This is a genomic window from Rhizobium sp. YJ-22 (assembly GCF_029601685.1).
In the GTDB taxonomy this organism is placed as follows: Bacteria; Pseudomonadota; Alphaproteobacteria; order Rhizobiales; family Rhizobiaceae; genus Metarhizobium.
Genome location: NZ_JARRIR010000003.1, coordinates 127,145 through 147,215 on the forward strand (window position 1 = coordinate 127,145; position 20,071 = coordinate 147,215).

A 20,071-nucleotide genomic window follows, 5' to 3' on the forward strand; every position below is an offset into this window, starting at 1 on the left:
GACGGGACCACGCCGCCATCGCCTTCTCCCCCGAGGGGAGAAGGGGCCTTGGAGCGGCCGGCTTGCTTTATAGGCGATTGCCCTGCCTCACTGCGGCAGCGTCGCCGGCGCGACGTTGGTCGGCGAGGGCGGGTTGACGCTGCCGTCGCCCTCTGACGGGGCGGCCGGCATTGCCTCGGCAGGGCTCGGTTGCGGTATCTGGTCGGTGCCGACGGGGGCGGGGGTCACCTTGCCGTCGGCGGAGGAGACGCGCCAGACGGTGTTGCCGGCATCGTCGGCGATCAGCAGCGCACCGGTGCCGTCGATGCCGAGGCCGACCGGGCGGCCGCGGGCCTTGTCGCCCTGCAGGAAACCGGTGACCACATCCTGCGCCTTGCCATTCGGCTTGCCGTTCTCGAAAGGCACGTAGACAACCTTGTATCCGTTGAAGATCTTTCGGTTCCAGCTTCCATGCTCGCCGACGAAGGCGCCGTTGGCATAGGCGGCGGGCAAGGCGGAGCCCATGGAAAAGGTGAGCCCCAGGGCCGCGACATGGCTCGACAGCGCATAATCCGGTTTGATCGCCTTCTCGACCATATCCGGCCGTGGCGGATGCACGCGGGCATCGACGTGATCGCCATAATAGCTCCACGGCCAGCCGTAGAACGCGCCGTCCTTCACCGAGGTCATGTAGTCGGGCACCAGGTTCGGACCCAACTCGTCGCGCTCGTTGACCACGGCCCAGAGCTGGCCGGATTGTGGATTGAAGCTCAACCCGTTCGGATTGCGCATGCCGGAGGCGAAGACGCGGGCCGCGCCCGTGGCGCGATCGACCTGCCAGATGGCGGCCCGACCCTTTTCCGCCTCCAGCCCGTTTTCGACGATGTTCGAATTCGAACCGACCGAGACATAAAGCAGCTTGCCATCCGGGCTGAGCGCCAGATCCTTGGTCCAGTGGTGGTCGATCGGGCCGCCCGGCAATGGCGTCAGCACCTTCGGTTTCGCCTTGATCTCCGTCTGGCCGAGTTCGTAGGGGTAGGCGAGGATGGCGCTGGTGGTGGCGACATAGAGCGTATTGTCGGCCCAGGCGACGCCGAAGGGCGAATCGAGTTTGGTCAAAAGGTCGTGACGTTCATCGACGGTGCCGTCGCGATTTCCGTCGCGCAGAAGGGTTATGGTGTTGCTCTCCTTCTTGGGGCCGCCGTCGCCATGCGACAATGCCATGATCCAGCCGCGCACGGCATCCTTCGGGCGCGACAGCGGCTCGCTGTCCGGCCCGCGCGACTGCACGACCAGCACGTCGCCGTTCGGCAAGGTATGGACGGTGCGCGGATTGGCGAGATCCCTGGCATAGGCGGCAATCGCCAGACCCTCGGGAACGCTTGGCGCCTCGCCTTCCTTCCAGCCGATCACCTTGGCGACCTTGTTGTCCGGCACCAGCATCAGGCTGGGCTCGGGCAACACCGGATCGGGTCCGATCTGCTGTGAAATGTCGAAATCCTCGGCGAAGGCTGCGCCCGCCGTGAGGGCAAGCGCCAGCGCGGAAACGGAAAACAGGGGCGAGACGGTCATCAAACCCTCCAGGCGAGCTTGGCATAACGGCCGGCGGACACGCCGACCGCCAGCACGATGAGAACGAAGGTGACCGCCGACAGCGCCAGCCCATAGGGCACCACCGCCGTCCAGCCGTCGCCGGCATGGATCAGGCTGTTGAGCACGGCGAGCGCCAGAATGATCAGGTAAATAAGAACGGCGCCGAAGCCGGGGCGCAGGGGCCTCGTGCGCGGCCGCATGAGATCGATCAGCCCGGCAACAAGCGCCACGGCCCCGAATACCAGTCCGGCAAACAGCAGCCAGGCGGAAAAATTCTGCCACATCACATTCGCCGTCTGGGAGAAGGCGATATCGGTCACCAGCGCCAGCGGGAAGCAGACGAAGGGGAAGGGAAGGAAGACCGATTGCAGCGGCATGGCGGCGGCATCGGTCTGGCGCGGCGTAAAGAACCCCATGGGCGGTACTCCGGGCGTTGGCGGCGGGTCTGGCGACAATACCCGCAAACACCCGCTTTTGTTCCATCGCTGGGCGGCCAATGGGCAGATCCGCCTCGTGCCCGCGCAAGGGCGAAGACCGGCGCTGCGGGAAACTCGACACCGTGTTTCTCCGGCGCGGCGAATTTTTGTTTCCCAGGCCGGACGAAAATGAAACGCTGATTTCTATAAAATCTATGGATTAATATCATTATTGAAGTCGCCTGCTGGACAGGCTGATCGAACCAAGGGGCGACATCCATGCGCAAGAAACTGTTTCTCTCCATCCTCGGCCTGCTCGTGACGGGCATTCTTTCCGATGCCGCCGCGGCCGACGCCAGGAAAGTGGTCGTCGCCTATCAGACGGGTGCTTCGCCCTATGTCGTCGGCATCGCCAATGGCGATCTCGCCCGCCAGACCGGCTGGGATATCGAGTTCCGCCGCTTCAATTCCGGCGCCGAGATCTTCGCCGCCATCGCCTCGGGCGACGTGCAGATCGGCGATGTCGGCTCCAGCCCCTATGCGGCCGCCGCCAGCCGTGAACTGAAGGTCAAGGGCGTCTATATCACCGGCGGCTCGGGCGAGGGCGAGGCCTTCGTCGTGCGCCCGGATATCAAGGGGCCGGCCGATCTCAAGGGCAAGAAATTCGCCGCGGCCCCCGTCTCCACCGACCATTACCAGCTTCTCGCCGTGCTGAAGCAGGAGGGGCTGACCGAGAAGGACACCCAGGTCATCGCCATCCCGCAGCCGGAAATCGTCGCCGCCTGGAAGCGCGGCGATATCGACGGCGCCTTCGTCTGGGATCCGGCGCTGTCGGAACTGAAGAAGGGCGGCCATGTGTTCCTGACCTCGGGCGAGGTCGCCAAACGCGGCGCCCCGGTCTTCGGCGCGCTGGTGGTGACCGATGAATTCGCTAGAGACAACAAGGAATTCGTCAGCAAATATGTCGGCTTGATCGACCAGTATTATACCTCTTACGTCAACGACCCCAAGAGCTGGGGGCCGGAGTCCGAAAACGCCAAGCTGATCGCCAAGCTGCAGGGCGGTACACCGGCCGAAAACGCCGAGCGCCTAAAGGCGACCGTCGCCGTGCCGCTGCGCGAGCAGGTGACCGATGCCTGGCTCGGCGGCGGCGAGGCCGGCGGCGTCGCCAAGACGCTGAAGGACACCGCCGCCTTCCTTAAGGAGCAGCGCAAGATCACCGCCGTGAAGGAGAGCTATGCCGGGTTTGTCGACCCGCAATATGCGGCGGCGGTGCTGGCTTCCGAATAAGGTTATGCCCTCGCCCAATCCTTCTCCCGCGGGGGAGAAGGTTTGCGGCAACGGCATCACCCACAAGGAATGTCTCATCAAGCCGCGAAGAATGCACAGGCAAGGCCCGTCGCCTCCCGCACAAAGGAAAACGCCATGCTCGATATCCGAAACGCGACTGTCCGTTATGCCGCCGCCGATGGGCAGGAGGTCCACGCCCTCGACCGGGTGTCCTTTACCATTCCCGCCCGGTCGATCGTCGTGGCGCTTGGCGCGTCCGGTTGCGGAAAATCGACGCTGCTGAACGCCATCGCCGGCTTCCTGCCGCTGACAGACGGTAAAATCCTGCTCGATGGACAGGAAATCCACGGCCCTGGCGGCGATCGCGGCGTCGTCTTCCAAAAGGATACGCTGCTGCCCTGGTCGAGCGTCGCCGACAATGTGGCGCTGGGCCTGCGCTATCGCGGCGTGCCGGCCCGCCAGCGGCGCGAGCGCGCGCACGAGCTTCTCGATCTCGTCGGTCTTTCCGGCTTCGAGGACAAGTCGCCTTATGAGCTCTCCGGCGGCATGCGCCAGCGCGTCGGCATTGCCCGCGCGCTGGCCACCGATCCGCGTATCCTGCTGATGGACGAGCCCTTTGGCGCGCTCGACAGCCTGACCCGCGAGACGATGCAGCAATTGCTGGCCTCGATCTGGGCGAGCACCGGCAAGCAGGTGTTCTTCATCACCCATTCCATCGAGGAAGCGTTGCTGCTCGGCACCCATATCCTCGTCATGTCGCCTCGCCCCGGCCGCATCGTTGCCCGTTACGACGCCGATTTCGTGCGCCGTTTCGCCGAAACGGGCGAGGCCGACGACATCCTCGCCGATCCCGCCTTCATCGCGCTGCGCAGCGAATTACGCGCCCTCATCCACGCCGCGCCCGAGGCGCGCGCCGCTTGATCCCCTACGGAGGACGATCCATGAGTCTCGCCCTGGAAACCAATGAGACCCTGCGTGACGCCGATGCGCCTCCGCGTCCGCAAAAACCCCGACGCGCACCCCGCACCGGCACCGCCGTGATCAGCACGGTGACGCTCGCCGCATTGATCGGCCTGTGGTTCGCCGCAAGCCAGCTCGGCCTCGTTTCGCCGCTCTTCCTGCCTTCGCCGCTGGAAGTGCTGCATCAGTTGCAGTCGATCGCCATTGACGGCTATGCCGAGGGCACGCTCACCGACCATATCCTCGCCAGCGCTGGCCGCATCGGGGCGGCGCTGGCCTTCGGTATCGTGCTCGGCATTCCCCTCGGCCTCGCCATGGGCCTCAATCGCTGGGCCAGGGGCATTTTCGGCGTGCCGATCGATCTCTACTGGGGCCTGCCGCCGCTTGCCTATCTGCCGCTGCTGATCATCTGGCTTGGCATCGGCGAGGCGTCGAAAATCCTGCTGCTCAGCCTCGCGACCTTCGCGCCGATCTGCTACGCGGCACAGGCCGGCGTCCGCTCGGTGCCGGTGGAGCGCATCAACGCCGCCCGCTCGCTCGGCGCCACGCCGCTGCAGGTGTTTTTCACCATCGTCTTTCCTTCGGCCTTGCCGGAAATCTTGACCGGCGTGCGCATCGCCATCGGCGCCAGCCTGTCGACACTGGTCGCGGCCGAACTCATCGCCGCCCGCTCCGGCCTCGGCTACATGATCATGTCGGCCGCCAATTTCCTCGCCACCGATGTCGTCTTCGTCGGCCTCGTGGTCATCGCCGCCTTCGCCTTCATCCTGACCACGCTGATGAAATGGGCCGAGCGGCGGCTGGTTCCCTGGAAAGGCAAGATCTGACGGCATCGTTTCGCCGGTCAAGGCATCCGGCGGAACGTCCATTTGACGACATAATCGCCATTGCTTTTCGTTTTGATCTTGATCTTCACCTTGACCGGCCCGCCAAGCCGCGCTTCCGCCGCCTCGAAAGCGCGCCGCGCCTCGGCGATCGCCTGGTGATAGGCGCTGTTGTCTCGCTTCGGCGTGTCGGCCAGTGCCTTGAGCAGCATGGCCATGTCCGGTTTCTCTTCGCTCATGCCGCCCGCCTACACCAGGCGGCGGGCATCTTTCAAGGACGGGTGCGCCTTATCCGAAATACCGCACCCTGACGGCATCGATGGCGACGGCGATGAAGATCATGATGCCGCCGATCATGCCGACATAGAAGGAGGGGACGGAGATGATGGCGAGGCCGACCTGGATGACGGTGAGCAGCAGCACGCCGCCGAGCACGCCGATGACGCTGCCGCGCCCGCCGAAGACCGAGACACCGCCGATGATCGGCGCGGCGATGGCATAGAGCAGGTAGCTGGCGCCCTGGTTCGAGGTGATCGCCATCTGCCAGGACGCCAGCAGGTATCCGGCGACGCCCGCCAGGAAGCCGGCGATGGTGTAGGACAGGATCTTGACCCGGTCGACGCGGATGCCGGCGGAATTCGACGCCACCTGATTGCCGCCGACAGCGAAGATCGAGCGGCCGAGCACGGTATGGCGAAGCAACACATACATGCCGAGAATGGCGAGCACGAAGACGACCGGCATCACCGGCCAGCCGCCGACCGTTTCCTGCCCGATCCAGACATAGCCGGGGCTGAGGCTGGTGATGGTGCGCCCCTGCGTCAGCGCCAGCAGCGCGCCTTGCAGGATGATCATCATCGACAGCGTCTGGATCAGCGACACCATCTTCAGCTTGGTGATGCAGACGGCGTTGAAGAAGCCGATCAGCGTCGCAACCGCAATGCCGATCAGCGCCGCCAGGAAGAAGGGCAGGCCGAGATCGGTATTGGCCATCGCCCCGATGGCCGAGGAAAAGCCGACATTGGCCGGAATCGACAGGTCGATTTCCGCCACCAGCAGCGGCAGCGCCATGGCGAGCGCGATCATGCCGAGCACGGTCGCCTGCACCATGATGTTCTGCAGATTGAACAGGGTGAAGAAATACTGGTTGAACAGGCCGAAGATCACGACCAGCGCGATCAGCCAGATCCACACGACATTGTGGAGGATCCAGCCCGCCGCCGAGCTTCTGCGGGATTTGGCGGTCTGCGGCTTCGGCGCGCTGTGGGTCATGGCGATATCACTCACTTGAATGTCTCCTCTCGTCCGCAGGGCCCTATGCGGGGGCGCACGCGGCTTCTCATCCGAGATTGCGCAGACGGCTGCGCGAAATGGCCTCTCCCGCCAGTTCCTCGCGGATGCGGCCGTTCTGGAAAACCAGCACGCGGTCCACGGCGCGCACCAGTTCGTCGGTATCGGTGGAAATGATGATGACCGAAACGCCGGTGCGGCTGAGCTCGTCGACGATGCGCAACACGTCCTGCTTGACGCCGACATCGATGCCGCGCGTCGGCTCGTCCAGCATCAGCAGCTTCGGCTGGGTGGCGAGCACGCGGCCGAGGCAGACCTTCTGCTGGTTGCCGCCCGACAGCGTATCCACCGCCACCGAACTGTTCGGCGCCTTGATGCCGAGCGAGGAAAAATAGCGCTGCGACAGCGCCCGCTCCTGCTCCGCGTTCATGAAGGCGCCTCTGGCGAGCGCCACTTCCGCCGACAGCGAGATGTTTTCGGCAATCGACATCTGCGCGATCGAGCCGTCGCGCCGGCGGTCGTCGGAAAGATAGGCGATTCCGGCGGCAAAGGCCTCGGCCGGGTGGGCGGGAAGCGTGCGCTCGGCTCCATCGGCAAAACGGATGCGGCCGGAAGCGGCCGGCTGCAGGCCGAACAGGGTGCGAGCCAACTCCTTGCCGCCGCCGCCCGGCAGGCCGGTGACGCCAACGACCTCGCCGGCGCGGATGGCAAGCGACGGCAGGTTGAGCACACCGGAGCGGATATCCATCAAGTGGATGGCCGGCGCCTCGGCGGAGAAGGTCGGGCGCTGGCGCTCGAAGAGAACCAGTCCGCGCCCGAGCACCAGTTCGGACAGATCCTCCGATGTCATGGCTCCGACATCCTCGGAGCCGCCGGCATAACGCCCGTCGCGCAGCACCGAGACGGCATCGCAGATTTCGAGGATCTCGTCGTTGAAATGCGAGATGAAGATGAAGGTGACGCCCTGCGCCTTCAGCCGGCGCATGAAATCGAACAGCTGGGCGCGGTCGTCGACGGTCAGCGCCGCGGTCGGCTCGTCGAGGATGATGACCTTGCCGCCGGAAAACATGGCGCGCAAGATGTTGAGCTTGCGCCGCGCCACGGCATCCAGGCTGCCTGCCAGCGCCGAAGGATCGATGCCGGTGCCATCGAGCATTCGGGCGGCGTCCAACGCCAGCTTTCGCCAGTTGACGAAGCCGAAGCGGCGTTTCGGCCAGATGCCGAGCATCAGGTTTTCGGCCGCACTGAGATGGTCGATGATCATCGGCTCCTGGGTCACCAGGAAGACGCCGGCCTCCTCCATCGCCCGCACGTCGACCGGCGGCAAAGGTTTTTCGTCGAGATAGATGGTGCCGGAGGTCGGCTGGCGCTGGCCCGACATGATGCCGACCAGCGTCGACTTCCCGGCGCCGTTTTCGCCGAGCAGGCCATGAATGGTGCCGGTCCGGATCGACAGGTCGACGTCGCTCAAGGCAACCACGCCGCCATAGGTCTTGCCGAGCCCTTCCACGCGCAGCACGATGCGGCTTTCGGTTTCGGGCTTCAAGCTTTGGGCTGCTGTCATCAAAGGGTTCCTCACGCGCCTGATGGACGATGCCGCCAGAGGCGCCATCGTCCCGTTCATTCCGCTTGGGCGGAAACGGCCTTGGGAGGCATCAGGTATAGGGGATGTTCCATTCCTTCTCGGCGATGTATCCCCAATGGCGCTTGTCGTCGGCATTGGAGGGATCGATGACGAAGGGCGGGATGATCAGGGTCGGGCCAGTCTTGCCGGCGACGATCTCGCCCTTTTCCCAGAAATATTTCTTGTTTTCATAGGCGCCGACCGGCACCGCTTCCTTCTTCATGGCATGCTTGGCCAGCATTTCCACGGCGATTTCGCCATAGGCAATAGGATCCTGCGAGACGCAGCCGTCCATATAGCCTTCCTTGATCCAGTTCAGCGCCACCGGTTCGCCGTCGATGTTGACGAAGATGACGTGACCGTCCTCGCCGATCTTCTTCCAGCGACCCTTCTGCTGCAAAGCTGTGACGATGCCGCGCGAGGGACTGTCGGAGGGGGCGTGCACGGCGTCGAGATCGGGGAATTCCGAGAGCGTCGAAAGCGTCACCGCCAGCATCTGGTCGAGCGCGCCTTCGGTCGGGCGGGCCAGATACTTGATGTCGGGATATTTGGCGAATTCCTCGTCCATGCCTTCCTTGCGCTGGCGCCATGCGACGGATTGCAGGGCGCCGAAGCAATTCAGCACCGTGCCCTTCGGGCTGCCATGCTTCTTGGTCAGCCCCTTGATGATCTCCTGCGCCGCCATGACGCCGCCGAGATGGTTGTCGAAGCTGACGGTGATGTCGACCTCGCCGCCGTCAGCCGGCGTGTCGATGATCGCCACCGGAATGCCTTGCGCCTTATAGCGGTTGATGACCGAGACAATCGCCTGGCTGTCGATGGGGTCGGAGACGATGCCGGCGGGGTTCTTCAGCATCAGGCTCTGCCACTGCTCCAGCTGCTTGGTGTTGTCGAAGCTGGCATTGGTCGCCTGGAATTCCCAGTCCTGGGCCGCGACCGCGCGCTTCACCGCCTCCTCCTGGATGACGAAGAAATAATAGTCGAGGCTCTTGTTGCTGTAGGGCACGAAGGGCTTGGCCTGTGCAAAGGCCATCTTGCCGCCGGCCAGGCTGGCGACGCCCAATGCCGCGCCGGCCTGCAACAGGTGGCGACGGCTCATCTTGATATCTGCGCTCATCTCGTTCCTCCCTCTAGAAAACTAGTGATACTAGATTTGTCACTGTGCCGCCGTGCTGTCAAGCGTGATTCACGCCATTCAAATCGGGAAAGGAGCCATCTTCGCTAGGCTTTCGGCGGTCATATCTAGTGCGCGAACAATGGCATTTTCGCTAAAAATCGGCGCATCCTCCCCGGAGATGGCAAATACGGCCTGCCATCTCCCTCTCTGGCTGCAATCAGAGATGCAACTACGTTGTTTTACTAGATTTACGCATCTCGACATAGGTCGAGCCATCAAATTTTCCGACGACCATGCCATCGGATTCACGCGTGAACAGGCCATTTTCCACGACGCCGGGGATGCGGTTCAACGCGATCTCCAGCCTTGCCGGCTCGGAAATGGCGATGCAGTGGCAGTCGAGGATGAAATTGCCGCTGTCGGTGACGACGGGCTGGCCGTCGCGCATGCGCCGTTCGATGCGGATGCCGGAAATGCCGTGGTCGGCAAGGGTCTTCTGCACCATGCGCTCGGTCTGCTTCCAGGCGAACTGCACAACCTCGACCGGTAGCGGAAAGCCGCCGAGGCGGTCGACGATCTTGCTCTCGTCGCAGATGGTGATCATGCGCTTCGAGGCGTGGGCGATGATCTTTTCCCAGAGCAGGCAGGCGCCGCCGCCCTTGATCATGTTGAAGTCGCGGTCGATTTCGTCGGGGCCGTCGATGGTCAGGTCGATCTCGCCGATCTCGTTCGGCTCGGTGATGCGGATGCCGACCTCGCGGGCGACGTCGATGGTCGAGCGCGAGGTGGTGGTGCAGGTCAGTTTCATGCCTCCGGCGACATGCTTGCCGAGTTCGCGCACGAAGAAATGCGAAGTCGTACCCGAGCCGAGGCCGAGCTTCATACCGTCACGCACGAATTCCTCGATGACGCGGCGTCCCGCCGCCTTCTTGGCTTCGTCCTGGATGCTCATGGTAAAGAAATCCTTGTTTTCTAAATCTTGTCGGTTTGCCAGCTATCGAGGGCCGGCAACTGGTCGGGAAATTCGGAGCCGCTGATCACCGCCATCGAGGTGACCAGCATGTTGACGACGAGGTGATGATTGAGCCGCGAGGCGAGCGGCGTCAGAAGCTCGGTGCGCTCATAAGGAGTGACGGCGATCAGCACGTCGGAAATGCACGCCAGCGGACTGTCGGCGGCGGTGACCGAAACGACGCGAGCGCCGCCGGCGCGCACGGCGGTCGCCACCTCGACCATCTGCTTGGTATGGCCGGATTGCGAGAAGATCAGCGCCACCTCGCTCGGCCGTGAGGTCTCGGCATGCAGCCATTGCTTCTTGCGGCCGATCAGGGCGGTGCAGCGAAGCCCGAGGCGCTGGAACTTGTGTTCGGCATCCAGCCCGGTGATCTCGGAAATGCCGCTGGCATAGATGCCGATCCACACCGCCTCGTTCAGCAGCTTGGCGCCGGCCTCGATCTGCGCCGGCACGATGTCCTCCAGCCCGCGCTGGATGGCGTTCAGCGAATTGCGCGCCGTCTTGCGCACGATGTTCTCGACGGAATCGCCGGCGACGATCTGCTCATAGGCGAAGGGGGCCGAGGGCACGAGGCTCTGGGCGAGGTAGAGCTTGAAATCCTGATATCCCTGAAACCCGAAGCGGCGGCAAAAGCGCATGATCGTCGGATCGCTGACGCCACACTCCTCCGAAAGCCTCGCCATGCTCATATGGATGACCTGGCTCGGATGGGCGCTGACGAAACGGGCGACACGCGCCTCGGCGCTCGCCATGTCGGGGCTTTCCTGCAAAATGCGTTGCAACAGGCTTTCACTGCTCATGCCTGAATGTCTCCTTGCGTGACCGGTTGGCGCAGGGACGTCAGATCCGAAAGCCGGGTCAGGCGACAGTCGGCCGCGACGTCGAGATGCCGGCCGGTTCCCCAGGGAACCGCGTAGAACGGCACGCCGGCGCGCGCGGCAGTCGTCTGGTCGACGGTGGTGTCGCCGACATAGACCCAGCGCCCGGGCTCAAGCCTCATGCGCGTCGCGACAGTCAGGAGATGAATCGGGTCCGGTTTGCAAGCAGGCACGTCATCGGCCCCGGCGACGGCGGTGAAGAGTTGGCCGATGCCGAGGATATCGAGGATGCGCAAGGTCAGGCGATGCGGCTTGTTGGTGCAGATGCCCATGCGGAAGCCATGATCGTGAAGCAGATGCAGATCCTGCTTCACGTCGTCATAGAATTTCGTGTGGCGCGAGGGGGTGCGCTCATAGGCGGCGAGGTAACCCTTGACGGCGCGATCGACGCTGTCGTCATCGCTGGGAAGGCCGAGTTCCAGCATCATGTCGAGGAGGAGCCGGCGCGGGCCGTTGCCGATGAAGCGCTCGACGAACGCGACCTCCAGATGCGGCCAGCCCTGTTCGGCGAAATAGTCGTTGACGCCGGCGGCGATATCCGGCGCGCTGTCGATCAGCGTGCCGTCCAGATCGAAGATCAGCCCTTCGCAATCGCGTATGGTCATCGCCCGCCCCCTATGCCTCGATGTCGTCATGAGCACGCGCCAGCGCGTGCATGCTGTCAGCCAGCGCTGGATAGAGCGCCTGATAGACCGAAAAGCCCGGCGAAAGCGCTGCCCGTCCGGCCGCATCCGCGCTTTCGCGGGTGAGGGGGCGGCAGAGGTTCGCCGCCTGCTCCGGTGTTTCGAAAATGCCGAGCCCGAGGCCGGCGACGAGGGCGGCGCCGAAGGCGGCCCCTTCCGCAGCACCCTCCGTCGTCACCACGTCACAGCCGAACAGATCAGCCTGCATCCGCCGCCACAGCGCGGAGCGCGCTCCGCCGCCCGACGCCTTGACGACATGGGCCTCGATGCCGGCCCGCCGCATGACCGAAAAGATGTCGTAGAGCGCGAAGGCGACGCCTTCCATCACCGCCCGGGCCATTTCCGCCGGGCCATGCAGTCCGGTCAGGCCGATGAAGGCGCCGCGCGCTTCCGGATCGGAATGCGGCGCGCGCTCGCCGTTGAGATAGGGCAGGAAGACGAGGCCGCGGCTGCCGGCGACGCTCTCAGTGGCGGTGGCGACAATCTGCTCGTAACTCCAATCCTTGTCACCTGCCAAGCCGCGCAGCAGGCGCTGGAACCAGCTCATCGCAAAACCGGCATTCAGCGTCACGCCCATGGCGTGCCATTTGCCCGGCGCGACATTGCAGAACACCTGCAGCCGGCTCTCGGGATTGTCGATGGCCGCATCCAGCGCCGAGGCGACGATGCCGGCCGTGCCGATGGTGGTCTGCACGTCGCCCGGCGCGATCACGCCCGAGCCGATGGTCTGGATGACGCTGTCGCCGCCGCCGCCGACCACCGGAATGCCTTGCCTGAGGCCGAACAATTCCGCCCCGGAGCGGCTGACGAGGCCGGTGATTTCAGGCGATTCATGGCAGGCCGGAAACAGATTCTGGTCGATGTCGAGCTTTTGCATCAGCGGAAAGCTCCACTGTCGTGCGCGGACGTCGAACAGGCCGGTGCCGGAGGCATCGGAGACTTCGGTCGCTTTCTCGCCGGTCAGCACCAGCCGCAGGTAATCCTTGGGGTTCAGCACATGGCGCAAGCGGGAAAACAGATCCGGCTCATGGGCGCGCATCCAGGCGACCTTGCCGCCGGTATAGCCAAGCAGCATCCGGTTGTTGGTGTAGCCGCGCAGGGCCTCTTCGCCGCCGGCCTTTTCTGTGAGCGCGGCACATTCCGCGCCGTTGCGCTGATCGTTCCAGAGCAGGGCCGGGCGCAACACGCGATCCTCTGCATCGAGCGGCGTCAGCCCGTGCATCTGGCCGGAAAGGCCGATGGCGCGGATCTCCACATCGCCGTGACCGGCGAGCAGTTGTCCTACGGCGCGGCGCGCGCCCTCGATCCACAGCGCCGGATCCTGCTCCGTCCAGCCGGGGCGCGGTTGGGCGAGATCATAGGTCGCGGTCTCGCTGCCGAGCAGCGCGCCGTCCGTGGAGAGTAGCAGCGCCTTGCAGCCCGAGGTTCCGATATCGATCCCGAGAACGGCCTCCCGCGCCATGGCTCAAAACCCTTCCGGCTGGTCGAGGCGGATGCGGATATGCTTGAAATGGAAATATTCCAGCAGCCCCTCGCGGCCGTGCTCATAGCCGACGCCGCTCTGCTTGCGCCCGCCATAAGGCGCGTTCATCACGCCGGCATCGACATTGTTGACGGCGACATTGCCGTAATCCAACCGCCGCGAGATGGCGCGGATTTCCGCCGCATCCTGCGTGTAGAGATAGGAGGCCAGCCCATAAGGCGTGTCGTTGGAGAGTGTCACCGCCTCCTCCAACCGGTCGAAAGGCATGACGCCGACCAGCGGCCCAAACGTTTCCTCGGTCATCACTTTCATCGTATGATCGCAATCGGCAACCACGGTCGGGCGGAAGAAATGGCCCTTTTCGAAGGCCTCGCCCTGCGGACGGCTGCCGCCGGCAACCAGCTTCGCGCCCTTGGAGAGCGCATCCTGGAGATGATCGACGGTCTTGTTCAGCGGCTCGGCCGAGGCCATGGCGCCCATGTCGGCATCCGGCGCGTCCTGCCCGTTTGCGACGGTCAGCGCTTCCGCCGCCTTTGCGAGGCCGGCGACGAAAGCGTCATAGACCGGCCGCTCGACATAGATGCGGTTGATGGCGATGCAGATCTGGCCGTTGTTGCGGAAGGAGCGGCGTGCAGCCCCCTTGATGGCGGCGGCGAGATCGGCTTTGGCGGTGACGATCATCGGGCAATTGCCGCCGAGTTCCAGCGACAGGCGCTTGATCTTCGGACACGTCTTCTGGATATGCAGGCCGACGGCGGAGGAGCCGGTGAAGGCGATCTTGTCGACATCCGGATGCTCGACCAGCGCCTGACCGACCGTCGAGCCGGAGCCGGTGACGACATTGACGACGCCGGCCGGGATGTTGGCCTCCTTCGCCTTGGCGGCGATGGCAAGCGCCGTGAACGGCGTCAGCTCCGCCGGCTTGATGACGATGGTGCAGCCGGCGGCCAACGCCCCGCACAGCTTCCAGCCGATCAACTCGGCCGGATAGTTCCACGGCGTGATGGCGCCGACGACGCCGATCGGCTCGCGCACCACATGGCTTTCGCTGTCGGTCGTATCGTTGGGCACGATCTCGCCATGCACGCGCACCGCCTCTTCCGCATAGAAATGGCAGGCCTCGGCGAGCTTGAGGATCTCGCCGCGCGCCTCGTTGACCGGCTTGCCCTGTTCCAGCGTCATGACCTTCGCCATGGCATCCGCATCTGCGGCAATAGCATCGCCCATGCGATGCAACGCCGCCGCGCGCGTCTTCGCCGGAACCGTCGACCATGTCTCGAACGCCTTGCGGGCTGCCGCGACAGCGGCGTCGATTTCCTCTTGCGTCGCCAGCGGGATCGTGCCGATCTCGTCAAGCGTCGCCGGATTCTCCACCCGGATCGGGCGGCCGCGCCCGGTCACGAAAGCGCCGTCGATAAACAGTTTGCCGCTGAGTTGTTCGAGCATGTCATCCATCATGTCAGGATTTTCCGGAAAGGCGCCCCAAGCGCCGGTCGAGATCGAATATATAGTTATACTAGCTTCACGCAAGCGCTATTTTTGATAGCTCCCTGCTGTCCGCCGTTAGGGATTCTGCTGCGATGCTGAATCAAATGCTGTTATATATATTGAAATAAAACAACTTTTCTGACGATCAGGAGCAAATGCGCGCTGCCGACCCTGAAAACCGATGGAATTCGCGATTGACGCGTTGATGAAGCAATACTAGTAATTGCCCACCCAAGGAGGACTTCTTCATGAGCATCGATTTTCCCGAGAATGCGCGCCTGATCGGCCGCGTCTGGCGCCCCGAACTGGAAGGCCCGTCCGTGGTCATCATCCGCGACGGCGTGCTGTTCGACGTCACGCGCGAGGTCGCGACCGTCGCCGATTTTCTCGATGGCGACAGCGTCGCTACCTATGATTCCCTCAAGGGAGACCGCCTCGGCCCGGTCGACGATTTTCTGGCAAGCCCCGCCGAGATGGGCAACGGCGCGACCCGCGCCTGCCTGCTCGCCCCTTGCGACCTGCAGGCGCTGAAGGCCTGCGGCGTCACCTTCGCCCGCTCGATGATCGAGCGCGTCATCGACGAGCGCACCGCCGGCGATCCGGCCCGCGCCGAGGCGATCCGCACCCGCATCGGCGATCTCATCGGCGGCAGCCTCACCAATGTCCGCGCCGGCTCCGAGGCATCGGACCATGTACGCGGCGTGCTGCAGCGCGAGGGCCTGTGGTCGCAATATCTGGAGGTCGGCATCGGCCCGGATGCTGAGGTGTTCACCAAGTCGCAGCCGATGTCGGCGGTCGGCCATGGGGCGCTGGTCGGCGTCAACAAGATCTCCAACTGGAACAATCCCGAGCCGGAAATCGTGCTGGCGGTGAATGCGCGCGGCGAGATTCGCGGCGCGACGCTCGGCAACGACGTCAACCTGCGCGATGTCGAGGGCCGTTCCGCCCTGCTGCTCGGCAAGGCCAAGGACAACAACGCCTCCTGCGCCATCGGCCCCTTCATCCGCCTGTTCGACGAGGGTTTTTCCATCGCCGATATCGAGAAGGCGGAACTGTCCATGTCGGTGCGCGGCACGGATGGCTTCGAACTTTCCGGCCGCTCCAACATGGCCGAGATCAGCCGTGCGCCGGCCGAGCTGGTGCGCCAGACGCTGTCGAGCCATCAATATCCCGATGGCTTCATGCTGTTCCTCGGCACCATGTTCGCGCCGACCCAGGATCGCGGCACGCCCGGCAGCGGCTTTACCCATCACGAGGGCGATGTCGTCGAGATCGCCACGCCGCTGCTCGGCACGCTCTCCAACACCGTCACCTCCTGTGAGAAAGCCGCCCCGTGGACGTTCGGCGCCCGCGCCCTGATGCGCAATCTCGTCAAGCGCGGCGTGCTGGCATGAGCCGGGTCGTCGTCACCGATCACGCCTTTTCCGGTGTGGCGCGGGAGCGCGCGGCGGCGCAAAGTGCGGGCGCGGCGTTTTCCGAGCACCAGTGCCGCAGCGAGGCGGAAACGCTGGAAGCGGTCGAAGGCGCCAATGTCGTCTTCAACAATTTCGCGCCGATGAACGCGCGCACCATGGGCGTCATGGCCAAGGGCGCGACCGTCATTCGCTACGGCGTCGGGGTCGACAATGTCGATCTGCCGGCTGCGAAGAACCTCGGCATCCACGTCTGCAACGTGCCGGATTACGGCGTCGAGGAGGTCGCCGACCACGCGAGCGCCATGGCGCTGTCGCTCGCGCGCAAGCTCGGGCGCTACGATGCCGGCATCCGCGCCGGCGAATGGAAGATCGGCGCCATGGTCGATCATGTGCGTTCGCTCAGCCAGTCCACCGTCGGCCTCGTCGGCTTTGGCCGCATCGCCCGGGCGCTGGCGCGGCGGATGCAGGCTTTTGGCGCGACGGTGATCGCCTACGATCCCTATGTTTCGGCCGAAGACGCCGAGGCCGCGCAGGCGAAAATGCGGACTCTGGCGGAGGTCATCCGCACGGCCGATATCCTCTCCCTGCATGTGCCTCTGACACCCGAGACCCGGCATATGATCGGCCGCGCCGAACTCGCCACCATGAAAAAGGGCGCGATCCTGATCAACGTCTCGCGTGGCGGGCTGGTCGATGAGGCGGCACTGGCTGAGGCCCTGGAGAATGGCCATCTCAGCGGCGCCGGCCTCGATGTCTTCGAAAAGGAGCCGCTGCCGGCCGATGCCGCCCTGCGGAGCGCGCCGCACACCATCGTCTCCCCCCACGCCGCCTTCTTCTCCGATGCCTCGGTGAACCGCCTGCAGCAACTGGCGGCAGAGGAAGGTTTGCGGGCGCTGAAGGGCGAGCCGCTGCGCTGCGCCCTGACTTGAGGATTTTGCGATGAGCTACCTGAAACAATTCGACCTTTCCGGCCGCACCGCGCTGGTCACCGGCGCGGGGCAGGGCATCGGCGCCGAATGCGCCACGGCCCTTGCCGAGGCCGGCGCCCATATCCGTTGCACCGACCGCGACGGCGACCGCGCGAAGGAAACGGCAAAACGCCTGACGGCCGCCGGCTTCAACGCCAGCGCCCATACGCTCGACGTCACCGATACGGCCGGGCTGGAAAAACTGGCGGCGGAGCTGCCGCCGCTCGATGCGCTCGTCTGCAATGCCGGCATCGTCACCAACACGCCGGCCGAGGACATGACCGACGACGAATGGGAGCGGGTGATCGGGGTCAACCTCACCGGCGTCTTCAAGACCTGCCGCGCCTTCGGCCGGCGGATGTTGTCGGCCGGGCGCGGTTCCATCGTCAATATCGGCTCGATGTCCGGCGATATCGTCAACACGCCGCAGCCGCAATGCCACTACAACGCCTCCAAGGCCGGGGTGCATCACCTGACGCGCTCGCTGGCCGTGGAATGGGCAAAGCGCGGCGTGCGCGTCAACGCGGTCGCCCCGACCTATATCGCCACGCCGCTGCTCGACAAGCTGAACGAACAGCCGGAACTCATCCGCCGCTGGCTGGACCTGACCCCGATGGAGCGCATGGGAAAGCCATCGGAAATCGCCGCCGTCGTCCTGTTCCTCGCCTCGGACGCCTCCAGCCTGATGACCGGCTCGATCGTCACGGCGGATGCCGGCTATACGGCGATCTGATCGCGAAATGTAAAAAGGCGCGGGCGCTTTCGTTCGCCCGCGCCTTCAGGCTGCTGACAAAGCTCCAAACCTCTCCGCCGTCATGCTCGGCCTTGTGCAGAGCATCCAAGCACGCAAAATAATCCATTTCCGTCAACGGCTTGTCGAGCGTGAGCAGATCCTTGGGACAAGCCCGAGGATGACGACGGAGTGTGGGCAAGGTTTGTCAACAATCTGAAGGCGCGGGCGTTTTTAGTCGCCCGCGCCTTTCATCCTGTCGAAACGGCCGCGCCTCAGCCGGTGAGCGCCACCGAGAAATCCGCCTCCGTCTTGGCGCGGACGTCGTCGACGCTGACGCCGGGGGCGAGCTCGATCAGGGTCAGGGCCGTTTCGCCGCGCTTGGCGACGGTGAAGACGGCGAGATCGGTGATCACGAGATCGACGACGCGGCTGCCGGTCAGCGGCAGGGTGCAGCGCTTCAGCACCTTGGATTCGCCGCGCGCCTCATGTTCCATGACGACGACGACGCGCTTGACGCCGGCGACCAGATCCATGGCGCCGCCCATGCCCTTGACCATCTTGCCGGGGATCATCCAGTTGGCGAGATCGCCGTTTTCGGCCACCTGCATGGCGCCGAGGATCGACAGGTCGATATGCCCGCCGCGGATCATCGCAAAACTGTCGGCGCTGGAGAAGAAGCTGCTGCCCGGCAGCTCGCTGATCGTCTGCTTGCCGGCATTGATCAGGTCGGCATCCTCTTCGCCCTCGTAAGGGAAGGGGCCCATGCCGAGCATGCCGTTCTCGCTTTGCAGCGTCACATGCACGCCTTCCGGGATGTAGTTGGCCACAAGCGTCGGAATGCCGATGCCGAGGTTGACGTAAAAGCCGTCCTGCAATTCGCGTGCGGCGCGCGCCGCCATTTCGTCCCGCGTCCAGGCCATCAGTTCGCTCCCACCTGTTCCCGTGCGCGCACGGTGCGTTTCTCGATCCGCTTCTCGATGCCCTTCACCTCGATGAGGCGCGACACGAAGATGCCCGGCGTATGGATATGGTCGGGATCGATGCGGCCCGGCTCGACCAGGTGCTCGACCTGGGCGACGGTGGTGTGCGCGGCGGTCGCCATGACCGGGTTGAAGTTGCGCGCCGTCTTGCGGAAGACGAGATTGCCGTCGGTATCGGCGGTATGGGCATGCACCAGCGCCAGATCGGCGAACAGACCGGTTTCCATGACGTAGAGTTCGCCGTTGAACTCGCGCACGTCCTTGCCCTCGGCGATCTCGGTGCCGACGCCGGTCTTGGTGTAGAAGCCGGGAATGCCGGCGCCGCCGGCGCGGATGCGCTCGGCAAGCGTGCCTTGCGGGTTGAATTCGATCTGCAGCTCGCCGGCGAGATATTGCTGGGCGAACAGCGCGTTTTCGCCGACATAGGAGGAGATCATCTTGTCGATCTGGCGCGTTTCCAAGAGGCGGCCGAGGCCAACGCCGTCGATGCCGGCATTGTTGGAGATCACCGTCAGGCCGCGCGCGCCGGATTCGCGCACCGCCTCGATCAGCACTTCGGGAATGCCGCACAACCCGAAACCGCCGGCCATGATGGTCATGCCATCCTTCAGCAGCCCGGCCAGGGCTGTCGTGGCATCTGAATAGACTTTCCGCATACTGCCTCCCGCAGGTTCGTTTCGCGCCGGAGGTTACGCCTTGAAAGCCAGGCCCTGTTAGCCGTATTTATACGGCATGACGCGAAATGCCATACCGATCGAGAGCTTTGCCAGGGACGCGGAACCGCGCTTTTCCCTGAACGAGATTCCCGTGCCCATGGTCTATGCCACGCATCGCATCATCCGCGATTGCAACGACGCCTTCGCCGAGTTGTTCGGCTACGAGCGCGCCGACCTGATCGACAAGAGCTTCGCCGTCCTCTACCCGAAAATCTCCGATTTCATCCGCACCGGAAAGGTGTGGCTGGAGCACCTGCCGGGCAGCCGCAGCTATTACGACGAACGCATCATGATGTCGGTGACCGGGCAGCGCTTCTGGTGCCAGGTGAACGGCAAGAGCTTTCAGCGTGACGATCCCTTCGCCCACGCGCTCTATTGCTTTCAGCGGCTGAACCGGCCGACCGCCAGCCCCCGGCTGGCGCTCACCGAACGCCAACACCAGATCCTCACCCTCGTCTCGCAGGGCAAGACCAATGCCCGCATTGCCGGGGAGCTCGATCTCTCGGTCCGCACCGTCGAATCCCACCGCGCCCGGCTGATGAAGATCACCGGCTGCGCGAATTCCGCGCAGCTGATCTCCTGGTTCCTGCATGCGCCGGAGACGCAGGATCGCTGACAG

General features: G+C 64.4%; 20 protein-coding genes. 7 read left to right on the plus strand and 13 right to left on the minus strand.

The genetic code is table 11. The annotated features are described in order from the left end of the window. Positions 1-87: 87 nt before the first annotated feature. On the minus strand, positions 88-1,551 hold the full coding sequence (locus tag P7F60_RS08620) for a sorbosone dehydrogenase family protein (RefSeq protein WP_277917323.1): 1,464 nt from the start codon (positions 1,549-1,551) through the stop codon (positions 88-90). Continuing rightward, a complete protein-coding gene (locus tag P7F60_RS08625) occupies positions 1,551-1,988 on the minus strand; it encodes a DUF2231 domain-containing protein (protein WP_277917324.1) in 438 nt (145 codons plus the stop codon). The genes P7F60_RS08620 and P7F60_RS08625 overlap by 1 nt, the downstream gene beginning before the upstream one ends. A gap of 279 nt (positions 1,989-2,267) precedes the next feature. Between P7F60_RS08625 and P7F60_RS08630 the strand changes: the two genes are divergently transcribed. The 3 genes from P7F60_RS08630 (at position 2,268) to P7F60_RS08640 (ending at position 5,065) form a co-directional block, all read left to right on the plus strand. Next, a complete protein-coding gene (locus P7F60_RS08630; protein ID WP_277917325.1) occupies positions 2,268-3,278 on the plus strand; it encodes an ABC transporter substrate-binding protein in 1,011 nt (336 codons plus the stop codon). A 135-nt stretch (positions 3,279-3,413) separates the two neighbouring features. Then, positions 3,414-4,199: an ABC transporter ATP-binding protein gene (locus tag P7F60_RS08635; protein ID WP_277917326.1), complete on the plus strand. Its 786-nt coding sequence runs from the start codon at positions 3,414-3,416 to the stop codon at positions 4,197-4,199. Positions 4,200-4,219: 20 nt separating this feature from the next. Further along, positions 4,220-5,065 carry an ABC transporter permease subunit gene (locus P7F60_RS08640; RefSeq protein ID WP_277917327.1) on the plus strand — a complete coding sequence of 282 codons (846 nt, stop codon included), beginning with the start codon at positions 4,220-4,222 and terminating at the stop codon, positions 5,063-5,065. 17 nt (positions 5,066-5,082) lie between these two features. On the opposite strand, the gene P7F60_RS08645 is transcribed toward P7F60_RS08640, so the two are convergent. From P7F60_RS08645 to P7F60_RS08685, 9 genes are all read right to left on the minus strand, one after another. Further along, entirely contained in the window at positions 5,083-5,301 is a 219-nt protein-coding gene (locus tag P7F60_RS08645) for a hypothetical protein (protein ID WP_277917328.1), read from the minus strand. Between the two features lie 49 nt (positions 5,302-5,350). Continuing rightward, positions 5,351-6,349: an ABC transporter permease gene (locus tag P7F60_RS08650; protein WP_277917329.1), complete on the minus strand. Its 999-nt coding sequence runs from the start codon at positions 6,347-6,349 to the stop codon at positions 5,351-5,353. A 52-nt stretch (positions 6,350-6,401) separates the two neighbouring features. After that, positions 6,402-7,916 (minus strand): sugar ABC transporter ATP-binding protein, encoded by a 1,515-nt coding sequence (locus P7F60_RS08655; protein WP_277917330.1) that lies wholly within the window; start codon positions 7,914-7,916, stop codon positions 6,402-6,404. A gap of 91 nt (positions 7,917-8,007) precedes the next feature. Beyond that, positions 8,008-9,093 carry a substrate-binding domain-containing protein gene (locus P7F60_RS08660; protein ID WP_277917331.1) on the minus strand — a complete coding sequence of 362 codons (1,086 nt, stop codon included), beginning with the start codon at positions 9,091-9,093 and terminating at the stop codon, positions 8,008-8,010. Positions 9,094-9,322: 229 nt separating this feature from the next. Beyond that, positions 9,323-10,045: a ribose 5-phosphate isomerase A gene (rpiA, locus tag P7F60_RS08665; protein WP_277917332.1), complete on the minus strand. Its 723-nt coding sequence runs from the start codon at positions 10,043-10,045 to the stop codon at positions 9,323-9,325. A 20-nt stretch (positions 10,046-10,065) separates the two neighbouring features. Next, the gene (locus P7F60_RS08670; RefSeq protein WP_277917333.1) at positions 10,066-10,908 is read right to left on the minus strand and encodes a MurR/RpiR family transcriptional regulator; all 843 of its coding nucleotides are present in this window, start codon (positions 10,906-10,908) and stop codon (positions 10,066-10,068) included. Continuing rightward, a complete protein-coding gene (locus P7F60_RS08675) occupies positions 10,905-11,591 on the minus strand; it encodes an HAD-IA family hydrolase (RefSeq protein WP_277917334.1) in 687 nt (228 codons plus the stop codon). The genes P7F60_RS08670 and P7F60_RS08675 overlap by 4 nt, the downstream gene beginning before the upstream one ends. Positions 11,592-11,601: 10 nt before the next feature. Further along, a complete protein-coding gene (gene xylB / locus P7F60_RS08680; RefSeq protein ID WP_277917335.1) occupies positions 11,602-13,131 on the minus strand; it encodes a xylulokinase in 1,530 nt (509 codons plus the stop codon). Between the two features lie 3 nt (positions 13,132-13,134). After that, positions 13,135-14,610, minus strand: a complete 1,476-nt coding sequence (locus P7F60_RS08685; protein WP_277917336.1) for an NAD-dependent succinate-semialdehyde dehydrogenase — start codon at positions 14,608-14,610, stop codon at positions 13,135-13,137. A 278-nt stretch (positions 14,611-14,888) separates the two neighbouring features. On the opposite strand from P7F60_RS08685, the gene P7F60_RS08690 reads away from it, so the two are divergent. Genes P7F60_RS08690 through P7F60_RS08700 form a run of 3 tightly spaced genes read left to right on the plus strand, consistent with a single transcriptional unit; the run spans position 14,889 to position 17,756 of the window. Further along, positions 14,889-16,034 carry a fumarylacetoacetate hydrolase family protein gene (locus P7F60_RS08690; protein WP_277917337.1) on the plus strand — a complete coding sequence of 382 codons (1,146 nt, stop codon included), beginning with the start codon at positions 14,889-14,891 and terminating at the stop codon, positions 16,032-16,034. Continuing rightward, positions 16,031-16,984, plus strand: coding sequence for a C-terminal binding protein (locus P7F60_RS08695; RefSeq protein ID WP_277917338.1), 954 nt, complete (start codon positions 16,031-16,033; stop codon positions 16,982-16,984). Before P7F60_RS08690 ends, P7F60_RS08695 begins: the two co-directional genes overlap by 4 nt. A 10-nt stretch (positions 16,985-16,994) precedes the next feature. Then, complete coding sequence (locus P7F60_RS08700) at positions 16,995-17,756, plus strand: SDR family oxidoreductase (RefSeq protein ID WP_277917339.1); 762 nt, start codon at positions 16,995-16,997, stop codon at positions 17,754-17,756. A 272-nt stretch (positions 17,757-18,028) separates the two neighbouring features. Here P7F60_RS08700 and P7F60_RS08705 read toward each other — a convergent pair whose 3' ends face one another. Both P7F60_RS08705 and P7F60_RS08710 read right to left on the minus strand, forming a co-directional pair. Then, positions 18,029-18,676 (minus strand): 3-oxoacid CoA-transferase subunit B, encoded by a 648-nt coding sequence (locus P7F60_RS08705; RefSeq protein ID WP_277917340.1) that lies wholly within the window; start codon positions 18,674-18,676, stop codon positions 18,029-18,031. Beyond that, a complete protein-coding gene (locus P7F60_RS08710) occupies positions 18,676-19,392 on the minus strand; it encodes a CoA transferase subunit A (RefSeq protein WP_277917341.1) in 717 nt (238 codons plus the stop codon). Before P7F60_RS08710 ends, P7F60_RS08705 begins: the two co-directional genes overlap by 1 nt. 76 nt (positions 19,393-19,468) lie before the next feature. Here P7F60_RS08710 and P7F60_RS08715 point away from each other — a divergent pair, with 76 nt between their 5' ends. Next, the gene (locus tag P7F60_RS08715; RefSeq protein ID WP_277917342.1) at positions 19,469-20,068 is read left to right on the plus strand and encodes a PAS and helix-turn-helix domain-containing protein; all 600 of its coding nucleotides are present in this window, start codon (positions 19,469-19,471) and stop codon (positions 20,066-20,068) included. Positions 20,069-20,071: the final 3 nt, after the last annotated feature.